General features: G+C 73.2%; 12 protein-coding genes. 5 read left to right on the top strand and 7 right to left on the bottom strand.

Annotated elements, in window-relative coordinates:
- The first annotated feature begins 312 nt into the window (after nucleotides 1-312).
- On the top strand, nucleotides 313-750 hold the full coding sequence (locus ACZ34W_RS37245; RefSeq protein WP_465610749.1) for a hypothetical protein: 438 nt from the start codon (nucleotides 313-315) through the stop codon (nucleotides 748-750).
- 270 nt (nucleotides 751-1,020) lie between these two features.
- Here ACZ34W_RS37245 and ACZ34W_RS37240 read toward each other — a convergent pair whose 3' ends face one another.
- The 4 genes from ACZ34W_RS37240 to ACZ34W_RS37225 form a co-directional block, all read right to left on the bottom strand.
- Complete coding sequence (locus ACZ34W_RS37240; RefSeq protein ID WP_465610747.1) at nucleotides 1,021-1,185, bottom strand: hypothetical protein; 165 nt, start codon at nucleotides 1,183-1,185, stop codon at nucleotides 1,021-1,023.
- A gap of 154 nt (nucleotides 1,186-1,339) precedes the next feature.
- Nucleotides 1,340-2,446, bottom strand: coding sequence for a DUF2637 domain-containing protein (locus ACZ34W_RS37235; RefSeq protein WP_465610745.1), 1,107 nt, complete (start codon nucleotides 2,444-2,446; stop codon nucleotides 1,340-1,342).
- Between the two features lie 2,244 nt (nucleotides 2,447-4,690).
- Nucleotides 4,691-6,193 carry an ABC1 kinase family protein gene (locus ACZ34W_RS37230; protein ID WP_465610743.1) on the bottom strand — a complete coding sequence of 501 codons (1,503 nt, stop codon included), beginning with the start codon at nucleotides 6,191-6,193 and terminating at the stop codon, nucleotides 4,691-4,693.
- Between the two features lie 432 nt (nucleotides 6,194-6,625).
- Nucleotides 6,626-6,958, bottom strand: coding sequence for a hypothetical protein (locus tag ACZ34W_RS37225; protein WP_465610741.1), 333 nt, complete (start codon nucleotides 6,956-6,958; stop codon nucleotides 6,626-6,628).
- Nucleotides 6,959-7,353: 395 nt separating this feature from the next.
- Between ACZ34W_RS37225 and ispG the strand changes: the two genes are divergently transcribed.
- From ispG to ACZ34W_RS37210, 3 genes are all read left to right on the top strand, one after another.
- Nucleotides 7,354-8,493: a flavodoxin-dependent (E)-4-hydroxy-3-methylbut-2-enyl-diphosphate synthase gene (gene ispG / locus ACZ34W_RS37220; protein ID WP_465610739.1), complete on the top strand. Its 1,140-nt coding sequence runs from the start codon at nucleotides 7,354-7,356 to the stop codon at nucleotides 8,491-8,493.
- Nucleotides 8,490-9,569, top strand: coding sequence for a polyprenyl synthetase family protein (locus ACZ34W_RS37215; RefSeq protein WP_465610737.1), 1,080 nt, complete (start codon nucleotides 8,490-8,492; stop codon nucleotides 9,567-9,569). The genes ispG and ACZ34W_RS37215 overlap by 4 nt, the downstream gene beginning before the upstream one ends.
- A gap of 120 nt (nucleotides 9,570-9,689) precedes the next feature.
- Nucleotides 9,690-10,787, top strand: a complete 1,098-nt coding sequence (locus ACZ34W_RS37210; protein ID WP_465610735.1) for a terpene synthase family protein — start codon at nucleotides 9,690-9,692, stop codon at nucleotides 10,785-10,787.
- A gap of 828 nt (nucleotides 10,788-11,615) precedes the next feature.
- On the opposite strand, the gene ACZ34W_RS37205 is transcribed toward ACZ34W_RS37210, so the two are convergent.
- Both ACZ34W_RS37205 and ACZ34W_RS37200 read right to left on the bottom strand, forming a co-directional pair.
- On the bottom strand, nucleotides 11,616-11,840 hold the full coding sequence (locus tag ACZ34W_RS37205; protein WP_465610733.1) for a hypothetical protein: 225 nt from the start codon (nucleotides 11,838-11,840) through the stop codon (nucleotides 11,616-11,618).
- 461 nt (nucleotides 11,841-12,301) lie between these two features.
- On the bottom strand, nucleotides 12,302-12,568 hold the full coding sequence (locus ACZ34W_RS37200; protein WP_465610731.1) for a hypothetical protein: 267 nt from the start codon (nucleotides 12,566-12,568) through the stop codon (nucleotides 12,302-12,304).
- 2,143 nt (nucleotides 12,569-14,711) lie between these two features.
- Here ACZ34W_RS37200 and ACZ34W_RS37195 point away from each other — a divergent pair.
- Nucleotides 14,712-14,930: a hypothetical protein gene (locus tag ACZ34W_RS37195; protein ID WP_465610729.1), complete on the top strand. Its 219-nt coding sequence runs from the start codon at nucleotides 14,712-14,714 to the stop codon at nucleotides 14,928-14,930.
- Nucleotides 14,931-15,306: 376 nt separating this feature from the next.
- Here ACZ34W_RS37195 and ACZ34W_RS37190 read toward each other — a convergent pair.
- Nucleotides 15,307-16,227 (bottom strand): serine/threonine-protein kinase (locus ACZ34W_RS37190; protein WP_465610727.1); only part of this gene is annotated, 921 nt, incomplete at its 5' end.

Here is a 16,227-nt window from a genome sequence, read left to right as displayed (position 1 = left end):
CGGATCGTCTTCATCCGCACGCTCGTCACCGGCAAGCAGGGCGCCGAGTCCGGCCGCTCCATCGACACCGTCGCCAACACCGGGCAGTACCTGTAGGCCGGCGGCGTTCGTGGCGAGTGGGCGTCTGCGCGCAGCTCCGAACGCCGCCGGCAGCACCGCAGGGGACGGCCCGTGCACGCGACCGCCGTCCCGTCGGCCGACCGACACGCACCCCCTCCCCCCATCCGTCGCCGACCCTTCGAGCACGCGACCCAGCCGCACTGCTCGGCCCCTCCCCGGCACCGGGCACCTCCTCGAACGTGGAGCCAGTACATGCGCGCACCCGACCTCCCCCCCGTGCCGCGGCCCGCCGCCTATCTGTGCAGTCCCCCGCAGGACCCGGCGGCCGCCAGGGACCGAGAGGCACTGACACGCTTCGCCGCCCGCCTGGGCCTGCCCGCCCCGGTGTTCTACCTCGACCGCGCCCGCCCGTCCTCCTGGGGCCATCGGGCCCGCCCCCGGTTCGAGGAACTAGTCCTCGCCCTGATCGACGGCACGCACCGGCTCCTGCTGATACCGGGCCCCTGGGTCCTCTCCAGCGACGAGTACCGCATCCGCCTGTCGCTCCGAGTCCTCACCGCAGCCGGATGCACCCGGATCCTGATGCCAGCGCGACACGCCACCCCCGTGGGGCGGGACCACCCGCCGGCTTCCGGCGACCGCCCCCCGACCATGCCGACCATGCCGGCCCGCGAACGACCTCTCCCCTGACCGGCCCGTTCGCGGCGCGACACCCGGTCTCCACACGCGAGCCGGCACGGTCCGCCGAGCGCATTGACCGGGCGCCCTGGTGGGCCCCCGGCGTCGCCCACCAGGCCTCCTGTCCGCGCATCCGCGGCACAGGAATCGGACGGTGCATCCGGATCCTCCTCAGCCCGGGCCGGGACATCTCGGACCGACGCTCCGGGGAGGGTCCCGCTGCCCGGCGTTCCTGAGCAGACGTCAGGTCCTGCCCTGGGGCGGGGAAGGGCCCGCCTCGCGTCAGCTCTGGCCCTGGTCCATCATGCCGGATCGGGCCCGGACCTCCGGTCGGGTGCCGTCGTCGGCGCCGCCCTGCCCCTCCGCCGCGTCCTCGTCCGACGGGCCGCCGACGACGGTGACGGTCAGTTCCGTCCCGTTGGTGTCGTACTCCTCGATCTCGGACACGGCGCAACCTCCTTGAGGGATCGGCCCGGCGCGGACCGCACACCGATCATTCCATGACCGAAGGTAGCCGCGCGACTACGCCTGGACAAGGAGTGCCACCCCGCCGGGGGTGCTCCTGTTGTGGAGGGCAGTGACCCCACGCAATGTCAGCGCCTCAGCCGAGCTTCTGCTCCATGGCGCGGAGCTTGCGCTCCAGCGCGTCCAGCTTCGGCAGTGACAGGGTGTCTTCATCGGCGGTCAGGTCGACAACGGCCTGACCGGGACCGTCCTTGCCGAGGCCGCCCCGAGAGACCTCTGGGTCGACCGCCGACCGGGCCAGCTCCAGAGCGGAGCCGACGGCGGCAGCACGCGGCAGGCTGCGCGGCCGGTCGGGCTCGGCCACCGGCTCGGGTTCCGCACTGTCCTGCCGGTCCTCGGAAGTGGTGGCGACGGTGAGTGCGCCGGTCCGGTTGCCGCTGGCGCGGGAGAACGGTCCGCTGCGGCGGGCGATGGCCTTCAGCTCGGCCCGCTCGCGGCGATCGGCGCTGCGGGTCCGCAACCTGGCGTCCTGCTTGGCCTGGCGCTCCTCCCGGACCTCCTCGACCGCATCGTCCAGGCTGCGGACGTTCTCCAGCAGCATCAACGACCAGGCCGCGAACGTCTCGCGGGGCGCGCGCAGCCAGCGCACGATGCGGATCTGCGGCAGCGGGCGCGGCACCAGGCCCTGCTCGCGCAGCGCGGCCTTGCGGGTCTGCTTGAGCGCCCGGTCGAACAGGATCGCGGCCGAGATGGACATGCCGGAGAAGAACTGCGGGGCGCCGTCGTGGGATGTGCCGCGCGGCGCGTGGACCCAGTTGAACCAGGCCGACGCCACGGCGAACACCCAGACCAGCAACCGGGATCCCAGCGCCGCGTCACCGTGGCTGGCTTCGCGCACCGCCAGCACCGAGCAGAACATCGCCGCACCGTCCAGGCCGAACGGCACCAGGTACTCCCAGCCGTTGGACAGGCCGAGGTTCTCCGTACCGAAGCCCACCAGGCCGTGGAACGACAGTGCGGCCGCCACGCCCGCGCAGCAGAAGAGCAGCACGTAGGAGGAGATCCCGTAGACCAACTCGCGGCGCCGGCGCCGCTCCTCGCCGCGCTCCCAGGAATCGGCCGACTCACCGGGGCGGTCGGCCCTGCGGTTCCGGAAGCGCAGGAACACCACCAAGGCAAGCGCGGACACCACGACCGCGCTGATGGCGGCGGTCCAGGAGAGCTGTATCGGGGTCAGGTTCATGAGGGATCGGGCCTCGCTGTGGTGAGTGTGGGGGGAAGGAACGGTCTGATCATCTGGAACAACCATTGGCCCGGCCGTGGGACGACGGACGAACACCTTTTCACCGTGGGGAAGCTGACGGCCCCGGTGGTGGCGAGGCAGGGGGGCCGGAAACACCGGCCGGGTCGGCGGTACCGTGCGCGGTACCGGTGGGACCGGGACTCGGGGACGCCACCGGGGGCGACGACACCGGGGCCTGGGTGGGCGGGGTCGTGCCGGACGGCCGGGTGGAGGGTCGGCCGGACGGCGGACCGGACGGCCCGGAGCTGGGCACTGTGCTCGGCGAGGGCGAGGTCCCCCGGCCGGGCGCGGCCGACAGCGACGATGCCGCGGCGGACGGGACGACGGGTGGGGACTGTGTCGGACCGGTCGGCGTCGGCGGGACGGTGGGCGTCCCGGGCGCAGCGTGTGCGGTCGGCGAGGACGGTTTTGCGGCGGGCCGGGTGGCTGGTGAGAAGTGTGCCGGGCCGGCCGGGGACGGGAGGACGGAGATCGACTGCGAGCCGGTGGGCGTCGCGGCCTGCGAGGGGCCGGCTGGTGGACTCGGCGCGGTCGCGGGCTCCGGGGCGCGTGGGGTGTCGGCCGGCGGGAGGTCCTGGGCGGCCGTGTCCGACGTGGGTCCGGCTGTTCCGGCCGGAACGTCCCGGAGGGTGAGGGGAAGGCCCGCGGCGGCGGCGGTGGCGGTCGCCGCGGCCACCGCCCAGAACACCGCCCGACGGGGCAGCGGTCTGCGACCGGCGGTTCCGACGCCGCCCGGGCGCCCCGGCCCCTCGTGGCCCTGCGCCGTTCGCGGGGGCGGGCCCTCCTCGGGGGTGAGCACCACGACTCGCCCGGCGAGGCCCGGTTCGCCGGCACCACCGGGAGCCGGGCCGACCGGGCCGACCGCGCAGATGCCGCAGGCCGGGTCGCCCCCGGCGGCGGACGTGGAGCGGCCGGGGCCCGGCGGTCGGGTGCCGTCCTCGTCCAGGAGTTCGACCAGGCGGGGGCAGGTTCGGTCGGCAACCAGCGTCACATTGGCGCACAGGTACTCGTCGAACCGGTTGCGGAAGGCCTCGGCCCGATCGGCGTTCTCGCTGGTGCGGCCTGCCCAGGGCGGCGGATCCGCACTCGCGGCCGAGTCCAGCACCGCCTGCAGCACTGCCCGACGGCACGCCTTGGGCGCGGCCAGCACGGCCCGCAGCACGGTGGCCTCCTTGTGGGTGTACACGGCGGACGGTTCGACCGGCCGCCGTTCTCCGAGCGGCTTCGCGAGGGCGGTGGCGGCCCGGCTCTCCTCGCCGGGAACGGCCGCCTGCCTCACCGCCGCCCAGCGCTCCATCCCGGCGAGGAAGGACACCCATGCGTCGGCGTGACGACCGCCGTCGCCGACTGCCCGCCGGGCCTCGGCGAGCACCCCCGCGGACGGGCTCACGGCGACGTCGGGGCCCGGACCGGACCGCTGTACGAGGGGTGGCGACGCCACTCGACGCCGCGTCGGCTGCTCGCCGTCGAGGCTCGGGACGGCGGCGGTGTGCGCTGTGGTCCGTAGGCGGCCCCCGTCACCGGGGGCCGCGGCGGGGGCGGTAGCGGGATCTGGCTCTCCCACGGTTCTCCTTGGGCGTGCGGATGGTGCGTGTCCGTGGTGCGGTGGCGCGTGTCCGGGACACCGGCCCGGTGTCGGGGACTCATGAAGGGAGAGCACCGGACGGCAGCCCCGTCCCGAGGCTTCGCCAATCCGTTATCGACTTCGGCTCGTCAGGGTGCGGTGGGGTGTCGAGGGCCGGTCGACGCCTGCCGTGAAGCCGTCGAGGGAGTCGGGCTCGCCGGCCTGATCCGGGACCTCACCGCCCGCCTGGTGCCGGCGGCGCGATGGTGCTTTCCCAGTGGACCGCCGCCAGTCCCGAACGGCGCAACAGCATCGGGCAGTTCGTGGCCGAGCAGACCCACGGTGGCGGGTGGGGAACGGTGCGCCCCACGGAAGAGGTCGACGCCGCCCCCGCCCGCCTCGACCTCCTCGGCCCGGGCGGGCCCGGTCGCCGACTGGGACGCCGCCCACCCCCGCGGCCGCCGGGGCGACCGGGTGCATCGGGATGCCGGTCCTGGCGAGGTCCGCCCGCACCCCCGCAGCGGGGCCGGCTTGCCGGCCCGGGCCGGGCCGGGCCGGGCCAGTGGAGCGGCCCGGCCCGGCGACCGTCCTCCGGTCCCCTCGGCCTTCGCCTCCCCGGGTCATCTTCTGCGGGTGCTCCAGATGACGGCGGCGGCCAGGATCAGGGCCGCGCGGGTGTACTGCGAGGTGGTCGGGGGCTGGTTGCGGCCGGGTCTGGCTCCGCTGGTCGCGAGGCGCAGGGTGAGGTCGTTGCCCGCGAGGTTGCGCAGGATCTCGCGTCCTTGTTGGAGGCTGCCGGGGGCGGCGATCATGAGTTCGAGTGCGGTGCGGGCGGCTTGTTGTTCGGAGAGGGTTTCCTGGGCGAGGCCGAACATGATGGTGCGCAGGTTCTCGGCAAAGACGTCGGTGATGGAGAGTTCGGGGCACAGGTGGCGGATGGATCCTTCGAGGTTGGCGAAGGACTTTCCGAGGAGGGCGATGACTGGGCTGGACTGGATGCCGCGGCGGGTGGCGTGGGTGAGGACGGCGGTGAGTGTGACGCCGAAGTTGAGTTCCTCCAGCGAGGCGGAGGTGACCTTCGGTACGAGGGCGGCGATGTCGGTGCGGAAGCCCGCCAGGTCGGCCCAGGGGGTGGGGTGTCCCATCTCGGTCCAGGTCTTCGCCAGGCCGGTGCCGTCGTTGGCGGCCACGTTGAGCAGGGCCAGGACGAGACTCCTGCTGGCATTGGCCTCGACGCGGCCGACCATGCCCCAGTCGATCAGGTGGGCCGGGTGCCCGGGGGCGACGAAGACGTTCCCGGGGTGGGGGTCGGCGTGGAAGTAGCGCTCGAGGAAGAACCCCCGGAACATGAACGCCATCAGGTTCCGTCCGATACCGGTGCGCTCCTCGGTGGTGAACGCGGCGGGGTCGGCGTCACGGATCGACGTGCCGGGGGCGAGGGACTGCACCAGGACCCGTCGGGTGGGGTCGAGCAGCACGAGGGGAACGGTCAGGTGCTCGACCTCCTCGGTCAGGCGCAGGGCGATGCGCATGTGGGCGGCCTCCTTGCGGAAGTCGCTCTCGCCCTCCATGGCGTCGAAGAGCACTGCGAGCATGGCCGGCAGGTCGATCACCGTCGTGAACCGGGGGGCGGCCCGGGCGACCAGTCGGGCCACCTTGCGCAGGACGGCCACGTCCTGGGCCATGACCGTCTCCACGCCCGGGCGCTGGATCTTCACCGCGGCCGCGGTGCCGTCGGCGAGAACGGCGCGGTAGACCTGGGCCAGCGACGCCGCGCCGAGCGGTGTGTCGGTGTCGATCTCGCGGAACAGGCGTGGCCAGCGCGGCCCGAGATCCTGGGCCAGGACCGGCTCGAAGAGGTGGAACGGCGCCGGGGTGACCTGGTCGTGGAGCTGCCCTAACTCCGCGATCATCGCCGGGGGCACGAAGTCGGGGCGGGTGGAGAGCATCTGTCCGACCTTGACGTAGAACGGCCCGAGGGACTGCAGTGCCTCCCGCACCACCCGCGCGCGCTCCCGCCCCTCCTCCCCGGTTTCGGTAACGCCTCCGCGCCCGGACCGGCGCACCTCTTCAACGAGCAGACGGCCCAGCACGCCGGCCACGTACCGGGCGCGAGCGGACACACGGCCTCCAAGGACAGTCACGCACGCCGGTACCGGGGAACCCCCGCCCGTCGTGGACGGGCCGACATCATCGGCCCCCGCCAGCGCGGCGGGGTGCCCCGCCGCGAACTTTCGCCTACAGGTCCCAGCCGGGAGGCAAGCCGTCACGGGTCGCATCCGGCAGGGGCCTCACCGGGCCCGGCGGCCGGCCGGGCGGCCAGGCATGCCCGAGCCCGGCCGGGGCGAGGGCCGTGAGGAGCACCTCGGCGAGGACCCGGTAGGTGCACTCGACTCCGCTCTCGCCTTCCCTGACCCGGAAGCAACGTCCCCGCCGCACCTCGCCGGCCAGCACCTCCAAGGTGACCGGTCGACGTGTGCGCGCGTCGAGCAGCCGCCCGCCCCCCGTCCGGACGAGGAGGCGCTCCACCTCCGCACCCTCATCGGGAGGCACGGTCACGCACGTCCCATCGGGGACCGGTCTGGCGCCGGCGCGGGCGGTGGGGCCTCGACCAGTTGGCCGATCTTCTCCTTAAGCGCGGCCAACTCCGCTGCCAGCCGACGCAGTTCCTCCGCCCGGCCCGCGTCGCCCCGGGGGGTCTCACGGGCGTCGGCGATGCCCGTGCCCTTCTCGTGGTCATCGTCGTCCAGGACGTCGATGACCACCTCCCGGATTTTGCCCTCCACCTGTGCCGCGCAGTCGAGGAGACCGTAGGCACCGTCCTTGAGACCGTCCATCACGGCACCGGCGAATTTGATGATGCCGCGACGCGGCCAGTGTTTCCTCATAGGAAGTTGCTCCTTCGGATCGGTCTCGCCGTGAACGACGGATCTGGCGAAGAGGATTCCCCTGCCCTTCGGCCGCACACCGCCAAGGGCCCGCGACCGTCCCGACGGGCGGGGCGCGCGGAAGCACGCAGGAATCGCACGCGGTCGGCCGAGTGCCGGAGCGCGCGCACCTCATAGGCGTACGAACGAACCATGCGCCGACGGCGTACATCGTCGACGAACGTTCACGTCGGAATTGGCCCCGCGCCCCCTTCCGAAGATCCGTCGACAAGCCGACCCTTGGTATACGACTCGACTGGGTCCGGCCCGGACGACCGCCGTCGGTGAGACCGACCGCCGCGCGCCCGGGCCGGCAGACCCAACCGGCCCGACCTCTTCTTCCACGGGAGTACGGTATGACCGCCGTCGACCTGCCCCAGCCCACCGCCGCCCCGCCCGCACCCGCCCCGGCGCTCCACCGCCCCACCCGTCAGGTGCGGGTCGGTGACGTCCTCGTCGGAGGTGGCGCACCGGTCACCGTCCAGTCCATGACCACCACCCCCACCGCGGACATCGACGCCACCTTGCGTCAGATCGCCGAACTCACCGCCGCAGGCTGCGACATCGTCCGGGTCGCCGTGCCCTCCCAGGACGACGCCGACGCCCTCGCGCAGATCGCCGCGAAGTCGCGGATCCCGGTGATCGCCGACATCCACTTCCAGCCCAAGTACGTCTTCCAGGCGATCGACGCCGGCTGCGCGGCGGTCCGGGTCAACCCGGGCAACATCATGAAGTTCGACGACAAGGTCCGCGAGATCGCCGCCGCCGCCTCAGCCGCCGGGACACCGATCCGCATCGGCGTCAACGCCGGCTCCCTCGACCAACGGCTGCTGGCCAGGCACGGCGCGGCCACCCCGGAAGCCCTGGTGCAGTCGGCGCTGTGGGAGTGCGCGCTGTTCGAGGACCACGGCTTCACCGACCTCAAGATCAGCGTGAAGCACCACGACCCCCTGACGATGATCGCCGCGTACCGGCAGCTCGCCGCCCGGTGCGACTACCCCCTCCACCTGGGAGTGACCGAGGCCGGGCCGCCGCCGCAGGGCACCGTCAAGTCCGCCACCGCGTTCGCGATCCTGCTGCACGAGGGCATCGGCGACACCATCCGCGTCTCCCTGACCGCGCCGCCCGTCGAGGAGGTCAAGGCCGGCATCCAGATCCTGCAGTCCCTCGGCCTGCGCCCGCGCCAGCTGGAGATCGTCTCCTGCCCGTCCTGCGGGCGGGCCCAGGTCGACGTCTACCGGCTCACCGCCAAGGTCCAGGCCGCGTTCGACGGCTTCCCCCACCCCCTGCGCGTCGCCGTCATGGGTTGCGTCGTCAACGGTCCCGGCGAGGCCCGCGAAGCCGACCTCGGCGTCTCCTGCGGCAACGGGAAGGGCCAGATCTTCATCCACGGCGAAGTCGTCAGAACGGTGCCCGAGGCACAGATCGTCGACGCGCTCCTCGAAGAGGCCCTCAAGGTCACCGGCCCCGCCGCCACCGAGGGCGGTACCCCGTGACCGCCCTGACCGCGCCCCCCTGCGCCCCGCTGGACCCGGACGGCATCCGCGCGGCCGTCGACGCGGTGCTGTACGCCTTCCTCGACGAACAGGAGCGGACGGCCCCCGAGCTCCCGGAGATCACCCTGTTCACCGGCCAGCTCCGGACCATGCTCGCCGCCGGCGGCAAACGCATCCGCCCCCTGCTGTGTGTCACCGGCTGGGCCGCGATCACCGACCAGGCACCGCCGCCCGCGCTCCTGCGGGTGGCCGCCTCCCTGGAACTGTTCCACGCCTTCGCCCTCATCCACGACGACATCATGGACAACTCCGACGCCCGCCGCGGCCGACCCACCGCCCACCGCGCCCTGGCCGCCCGCCACCGGCGGCGTTCGGACGCGGACGCCCTCGGGGTGAACACCGCGATCCTGCTGGGCGACCTCGCCCTCGGCTGGTCCTACGAGCTCCTGCACGCCGACGAGGTCCCTCCCACCCGTCTGCGCCGGGCCTGGAGGCTGCTGAACGCGTTGCGCACCGAGACCCTGGTCGGCCAGTACCTGGACCTGACGGCTGCGGGGGACCGTACGGCCGGGGTGGAGACGGCGTGGCGCATCATCCGCTACAAGACGGCGAAGTACACCATCGAGCGCCCCCTGCACCTGGGCGCCGCCCCGGCCGCCGCCGACTCCGCCCAGTTGCGCTCCCTGTCCGCCTACGCGATCCCGCTCGGTGAGGCGTTCCAACTGCGCGACGACCTCCTCGGCGTCTTCGGCGACCCCGAACAGACCGGCAAGTCCACCCTGGACGACCTGCGCGAGGGCAAGCACACCGTACTGCTCGCCACCGCACTCGACCGGGCGACCCCCACCCAACGACGCACCCTGAACGACTTCCTGGGCGACCCCTTCCTCGACCAGGACGCGGCCGATGCGCTGCGGACGGTACTGGTCGCCACCGGGGCGGCGGCCACCGTCGAACAGATGATCACCGACCGACTCCACGCCGCCCGACGGGCACTGGAGGGCGCCACCCTGCGGCCGGCCGCCACCACGGCACTGCACCGGCTCGCCACCTCGGCGACCACCCGCGCGTCCTGACGAAGGAACCGCCCCATGCGCCGTAGGCCGCGGCCCAGACCGCCACCCACCCTCTCCGAGCGCCGCCCGCGCCCGCCGAACGCGCCGCCCTCATCACCCCGCACCACGACGGAGCACGCCATGGACACGATCACGGACACGACCACCCCCCGGATGCTTGAACTGCCGCCGCTGTACTGCCCCATCGACGCGGCCCTCCACCCCGAGTACGACAGCATCGACCGCGATTCCCGGATCTGGCTCGACCGCTACCGCCTCTACACCAGCGACATCGACCGGTCCTGGGTCATCGCCCGAAAGTACGCGGAGGCGATGGCCCGCATCTACCCCGACGGGATCACCGACCGCGTCGAGCTCACCGCCCGATGGCTGCACTGGATCTTCTACGTCGACGACGTCCGCATGGAAACCGCCGTCACCCCCGACAAGCTCGCCACGGCGATCGGCCTCACCAGCCGCCTGCTCCGCGTCATGGAATCGCCGGCCACCGAACCGGCGGCCGATCAGACCGGCCCCATCGCCGCCCTGCAGTCACTCATGTCCTCGGTCCAGGCCGTCGCCACCCCGGCCCAGCTCAACCGGTTCGTCGACGCCCACCGCAAGTGGTTCCACGCCATCCTGTGGGGAATGGCCAGCCCCGCCCTCTCCGGCCTGGACGAGTTCGTGCACCAGCGGATGCTGAACGCCGGCGGCGCCGCCAGCCTGTGCTGGTCGGAGATCACCAACGGGCAGGAGATCCCCAACGCCGACTTGCACTCACCCGCCATGCGGGCACTCCAGGAATCGTCCTTCCTGCTCATGGCCCTCGACAACGACCTCCTCTCGTACAACCGCGAGCTACTCATCGACAAGACCCACCTCAACATCGTGATGCTGGTCGCGCGGCTGAACGACTGCACGCCCGAGCAGGCCGTCCACCAGGCCGTGGCCCTGCGGGACCGCCTGATGACACTCTTCCTGAAGCTGCGCGATCAGGAACTGCCCACCCTGAGCGCCCCCGCAAGGGCCTACGTCGCGGACCTCGCCTACGCGATCCGCTCCAATCTCGACTGGGGCGCGCACTCCCCCCGCTACACCGCCGTGACCTCCCGCAGCGAACTCCCCCCGCCCAACCCCGCCCCCATCCCGCTGACCCTCACCGACCACCCCAGCGACCCCAGTACCGAGCCCCTGCCCTACCCCACGATCGCCTGGTGGTGGCAACAACTGCGCACCTGACCGCCCACCCGAGCCACGGCCTCGGCCGTTGGTCAACGTGACGGCCCGGGCGAGGTCGTGTTGTCGTCACCGACAGACAGGGTCCCGGAAGCACGGCGGTGCGCAGCGAAAGGGTGAACTCGGCCTGGCGGAAGGCGGCATGGCTGGTGGTGGTCACCGGGGCAGCCTGGCCGCCCGGCCGGGGCCGGTGCAGCCGGCCCGACCCGACTTCGGGCAAGGGCACGCTGTGACCTGCGCGGATGGCGATTCCTTGATGGGGCGTCACGGATCCGGCGGCTGGTCGTCAAGGTATCGGCCGGGCACCTTGAGGACCGGCGGCCGCCGCCCGGTCGAGTAGCCGATCCAGGAGCCGGATTGTGGCTCTGACCTGCACCACCAAGGCATTCCGGGGTGGGAATCAAGGTGGGCGCGGGCCCTTGATGACCACGTCTCCGGCTGGACCGGCGGTCCAGGTGGCCGGGCGGTCCGGTGACAGGTCGTGGAGCAGGCAGCCGGGGCCCCCGGGGGGGGTAAGCCAGTAGGCGGCGAGCCGGCCCGCGAGGTTCGGCGGTGGCGTCGCCCGGCCTCGGCGGGCAGAGCCGAGGCCCGGCGGCCACGGACAACGGGTCGGGAGCAGCAGGGCTTCGGCACAAGGTCACACGGATCCTGCGGCTGTCTGGTTGCCGCCCGGCACGGCACCGGCGGACACGGCGGCCGGTGCCGGCAGGTGGTGCGGTTCGGATCTGTCCTTCTCCTGCTCGTGGGCGTCGGGTGCCGGGCGGCATCCACCGCGTCACAGGGCGGCGGGTCGAAGGCCCGGTGCCCGGTGCCGCCGTCGGAGGCGGGTCCCTATCTGCGGTGCCTCTCCAGGTCGTCGACGGTCAGGCCGTGGGTGCTGTGCATGGCGATCGAGCTGTAGGCGGAGCGGGCCGCCTGCAGCCGGGCCCTGAGCTCCTGCTCGGCCAGCAGCCCTTCGATGGTCTCGGTCCGGTTGTGGGGCCGCCGGTGCAGGTGGACCGCGAGGCCGGTCACGATCACGGCGAGGCCCGCGAACAAGGCGATCAGAGTGGCCATGGCCACCCCCTCGGATAGGAGTCGAGTAGTCGATACGTACCCGCACGACCTTTCGGTCGAACCTCCTCCATCCCACTCCGTGGCGTTTCGAACACGTCCGGTATCGTCCGAGTCCGACGTCCGAGCACAGATCCTCCCTCGATCGTCCGCACTGCGCGGGAGCCGATCAACCGGATCGCCCAGCTTCCGCCAGCCCGCGAGCGGCAGTCGCGGACACGACGGGCTCCGCTGTTCACAGGTGTGGGCCGATCCGCAGCGCGGCCGAAGCCCTGGGGCGGGGATGCCCTGGGCTCCGGCCGTGGGAGGCGCCGGCCACCTCTGGAGACGCCGCCGACCTGCTCGGCAGCCCGGTGCTGCGCGTGGTGGGGCCACCGTGCCGGGAATGCTAGACCCGTCCCTGCGGCCAGGGAAAGGTCCTGTGACCTGTAATCTTTCGGCCGCGGACATGCCATTCGGGAGTCTCAGAACGTCGTACGGTTCGACTCCGGCCACCCGCCGCTCACCACCGGGCGCACCCGCCGATAGCCGTTCTCCCGGCACATCCGGCCGATCTGCCGCTGCTGGTGCCCGAGCAACGCGGCGGCATCCTGCCCCCGCCGTTCGAGGATGGACTCCACCCGTTCCAGCCGGGCCCGGACCCGGTCCGCACAGGCCCCGTCCACGCCGAGCGGGTCGAGCCAGCGGTGCAGCAGGCGGCCGCCGAGTCCCCGCACACGGCCATCACTCACAGCCGTGAGCACCGCCAGTCGTGGTGCGCCCGTTAGGACTGCTGCGACACCTGCGACTACTGCGGGGACGGCTGCGAATGCTGCGGCGACGAATGCGACTGCTGACCGGCCTGGGCGTGGCTCCCGTGCCGGAACGCCGCCTCCGCCCGCCACCTCGGACGTGAACCGGCCAGCTTTCCGCCGTCGCGCACCATGCAGTTGCCGGGCCTCGAATCGGGCGACGGGACCGCCACCGGGCGGCCGTGCTCGGAGGAGCGGGCCCGGGCCCGGGGTGGTTCGCCGAGCTGACCGACGAGAAGCCCCCAGTGTCTGTACCCGCCGATCGGCGAGTACAGTCCGCTGAACTCCCACGCCTCGTCTGGACAGCATCAGGCCGCGGACAGCTCGGGGTACAGGTGACACGGCGTCCCGGCGCGGCGGGCACGGCCTGCCGGATGGCTGTTGCGCAGGCTGTCCCGGTAGAGCGTTGCCTGACGCGACACCAGGATCAGTTCCCGCCATCAATGCGAACGCTTACCCACACCGTGGGGCGAGCCATCCGTCACGGCGAGGGGCTGCTGGGCCCAGAAGTCCCCGTCCGCGGTGCTGTAGACGGCCGGCTACGCGGGACGCACCCGGGTCAGGCTTCCACCCGATAACGGTCGGGCAACGGGACGGGATGCGGGGCTCGCCCGGCGCCTCTTCTGCGTTGAACAACGTCGCGCCGGGGTTGCCCGAGAGCCACCGCGCGACCGGAAGCCGTCAGCCCCCGTCGACCGACACCGCGGCACAGCCTGCCACCCTCCCCCACACCACGCCCACGAGGACCCGCATGCCACCCGTCGTCACCCTCACCGACGCCCAGCTCCACACGTTACTGTCGTCCGGAGAGCAAGCACCCGACGCCGTAGAGGAGCTGACTCGTCGACACGGCGATGTCATCCTTGCCTGTGTGCAGGGGATGATCACCACGACGCACGGCGCGCGGGAACTCTCGGCCGAGGCGCTCGCCAGAACACTCGACGCCTGCCACCAGGGGGCACCTCCGACCCTCCCCTGGGTCACCGGTCTCCTCCGAGAGGCACGCTACCTGGCCGCGCGCAGAGCGGACACCGGGCAGCGCGACACCCTCGCACCCGGCTTCCTGCACTGGCTGGACCAACAGGCCGGACCGCATGACAGCCGGCTGGCCGGACTGGCCGCCGCCGAGGAGCGGAACCCCCTCCTTCAGTCGATCGAGACGCTCGCCGAGCCCTGGGAGGCGGAACTGTGGCGAGGCCTCGCCGCCTCCCCCGGCTCCGACGCCCCTTCCGCCCCGGCCCGGCAGGCACTCGCCCACGCATACGCACGCCTGCACGTCGCGACCGTCCCGGACCGCCGCTGCCGCCACCTGGCGGCCACCATGGCGGACGAGGCCCGCCACGGCGGCACGGCCACCACCTACCTGACCCGCCATCTGACCCGCTGTCCTCGGTGCGCCCGCGCTCTGGACGACCTCCGAGCGATCCACTGCTGGGACGCCCATCGCCTCACCAGCCGCCTCCTCGTCCGTTTCGACCCACCTACCACCGGCCCCGTGCAACCCGCGTCCCCCAAGTCCACGGCGGCGGGCAGCGCGGTCCGGCCCCACGCCGATCTCACCGATCGGCCGAGGGCCCGGCCCGCCACCGCAGGACGTCCCCCCGCGCGGGTACGCCGCCAGGTGGTCCTGGTGACAGCCGGTGTCGGCACCGCGGTCGTGGCGCTCGGGCTGGCCCTGGCACCACATCCGGCAGACCACACCGCCTCGGCCATACCCGACGTAGCGAAAGCCACCGCACCGGACCCTTCCAGCCCTTCACCCCAGCCCCCGACCGAGCTGCCGAGTCCAACCGCACCGGCGCCGGAGACCACGACGAGCCGACCGTCCCCGACCGGTTCTGCCTCGCCGTCCTCGGCGCCCCCGGGCGCCCTCCAGTCCGCACCGCCGCCCGCAGTCCCGCCTACCGCCCCGCCGCCCGCGAGCCCTTTCCAGACCTCGCCGCCTGCGGCCCCTTCCGCCGGTCCGCCGCCCCCGGTCCCGTCCCCCGCACCACCCTCGACGGCGACCCCCACCACGACTCCCACCAGTGCCTCCCCCACCCTGACTCCGCGCCAGCTGAGCCGCGGGGACCAGGGCCCGGATGTGACGCGGCTGCAGGACCTGCTGGTGCAAGCGGGCTGCGCACGGCTCAACGTGCCCTGGCTACAGGGCCACTTCGACGGTGCGACCGCCGAGTTCCTGACCACCTTCCAGATCGCAGCCGACATCCGGGGCGAGGAACGTGACGACACCGTGTACGGGCCGCAGACCAGGCAGGCCCTCGAAGGAGCCGGCACCCGCCCGACCTGCCGGCGCACATAGCCGCCGGTGAGGGGCCGGGCCACCGACGGTGGACCGCCGCAGCGGGCCTCCGTACTCCTCGTGGGGTCGCCGGGTCGGGAGCGATGCGAACCGTCAGCATCCCGGGACGTGCCCGTGCGCCGCGGCGAGGGCCCGGGCCCGGGCCCGGACCGGACCGCTCCAGGCTCGGCGGAGCACAACCGAGCTTCTGAGGACGTGGGCGCCGTGGTGTTCCACGGTACGGACGGACGGTGTCCAAGTGGCCCCCGGTCGGGACCGGCCGCACCGGGACCGGCCCTGCGCACCGGGCCGGCCGGAGGAGCGCTCGACTCCGGCCGGCCCGGTCGAGTGGAGGGCGGTCCCGATGATCCGCCGCCCGGAGCAGCGGCGGGTGAGGTCAGGGCCGCTGGCAGTGCTCGGGGTCGCGCGCCGCGCTTCGGGCGCTGTCCCGGGGCAGGCAGAGGTAGCGGCTGTCGGCGGCGTCCTGACTGAGGTAGCGGCCGAAGCAGTCGCTCGCGCCGAGCCGGGCGCAGAACGTGGCAGCGGCGGAGCCGTCCGGAAAGGTGCCCCCGACGTAGATCACCCAGTTCCCGGGCTGGAGGGAACTCCAGTCGTCGCTGTTGAGGATCTTCGCGTCGGGGGCGTACTGCTGGACGGCGAGGAGCTGCCTGTCGCGTCTGTAGTCCGGGACTGTCTGGGGAAACGCCGCTAGCTGGGCGATCCACATGCCTGCCGCCGGGGGCGTGCCAGGGGCCGGCACGGCGCTGGGAGCCGTGGTGGCCGCCGGGGGCACGGCGGTGGGGGCGACGGCGACAGGGTTCACGGCAGCGGGGCTCGCGGGCTTGGCGGTGGACGGCTTGCTGCTCGCCGTGCTGGTGCTCGCGGGCCTGGCGGTCGCCGATGCCGTGACGGTGACAGTGGCGGTGGGGGCGGAGGGCAGGGTGCCGGGAAGTCCCCTGGCGCCACTGTCGGCAGTGGAGGTCGCGGGACTCGGGGTCGCGGTGTCGGGAGCCGCGGCGAGCGCGCCCCGCGGGGCCGTGTGGAGAGCGAGGCCGCCCACCAGCACCAGGGCGCCCATCGCACTCGGCACCCCGATACGCACCAGGCCGGGAGCCCGCTTCCGGCGCGACTTCGGCGCCGCGGTGGTGACGGCCGCGACGGTGAGGGGCAGGACGACGGGCCCGTCCGCGTTCACGGCGGCCTCAGGAGGAGCGGCGCCGGCCCCGGCGCGGCCCGGGCGGTACGACTGCCCGTCGCCGACGGCAGCGAGGGCTCGCGCGACCTCCTCGGAACTCGGGCGGGTGGCGGGATCCTTACC

This window comes from Kitasatospora sp. NPDC022856, assembly GCF_055561235.1.
This window is presented reverse-complemented; position numbering and strand designations above follow the sequence as displayed.

Excerpts from the sequence above, each read along its gene's own strand:
- ACZ34W_RS37210 (WP_465610735.1), top strand. The coding sequence starts at position 9,690 with ATGGACACGATCACGGACACGACCACCCCCCGGATGCTTGAACTGCCG.
- ACZ34W_RS37205 (WP_465610733.1), bottom strand. The coding sequence starts at position 11,840 with ATGGCCACTCTGATCGCCTTGTTCGCGGGCCTCGCCGTGATCGTGACC.
- ACZ34W_RS37235 (WP_465610745.1), bottom strand. The coding sequence starts at position 2,446 with ATGAACCTGACCCCGATACAGCTCTCCTGGACCGCCGCCATCAGCGCG.
- ACZ34W_RS37245 (WP_465610749.1), top strand. The coding sequence starts at position 313 with ATGCGCGCACCCGACCTCCCCCCCGTGCCGCGGCCCGCCGCCTATCTG.
- ispG (WP_465610739.1), top strand. The coding sequence starts at position 7,354 with ATGACCGCCGTCGACCTGCCCCAGCCCACCGCCGCCCCGCCCGCACCC.
- ACZ34W_RS37225 (WP_465610741.1), bottom strand. The coding sequence starts at position 6,958 with ATGAGGAAACACTGGCCGCGTCGCGGCATCATCAAATTCGCCGGTGCC.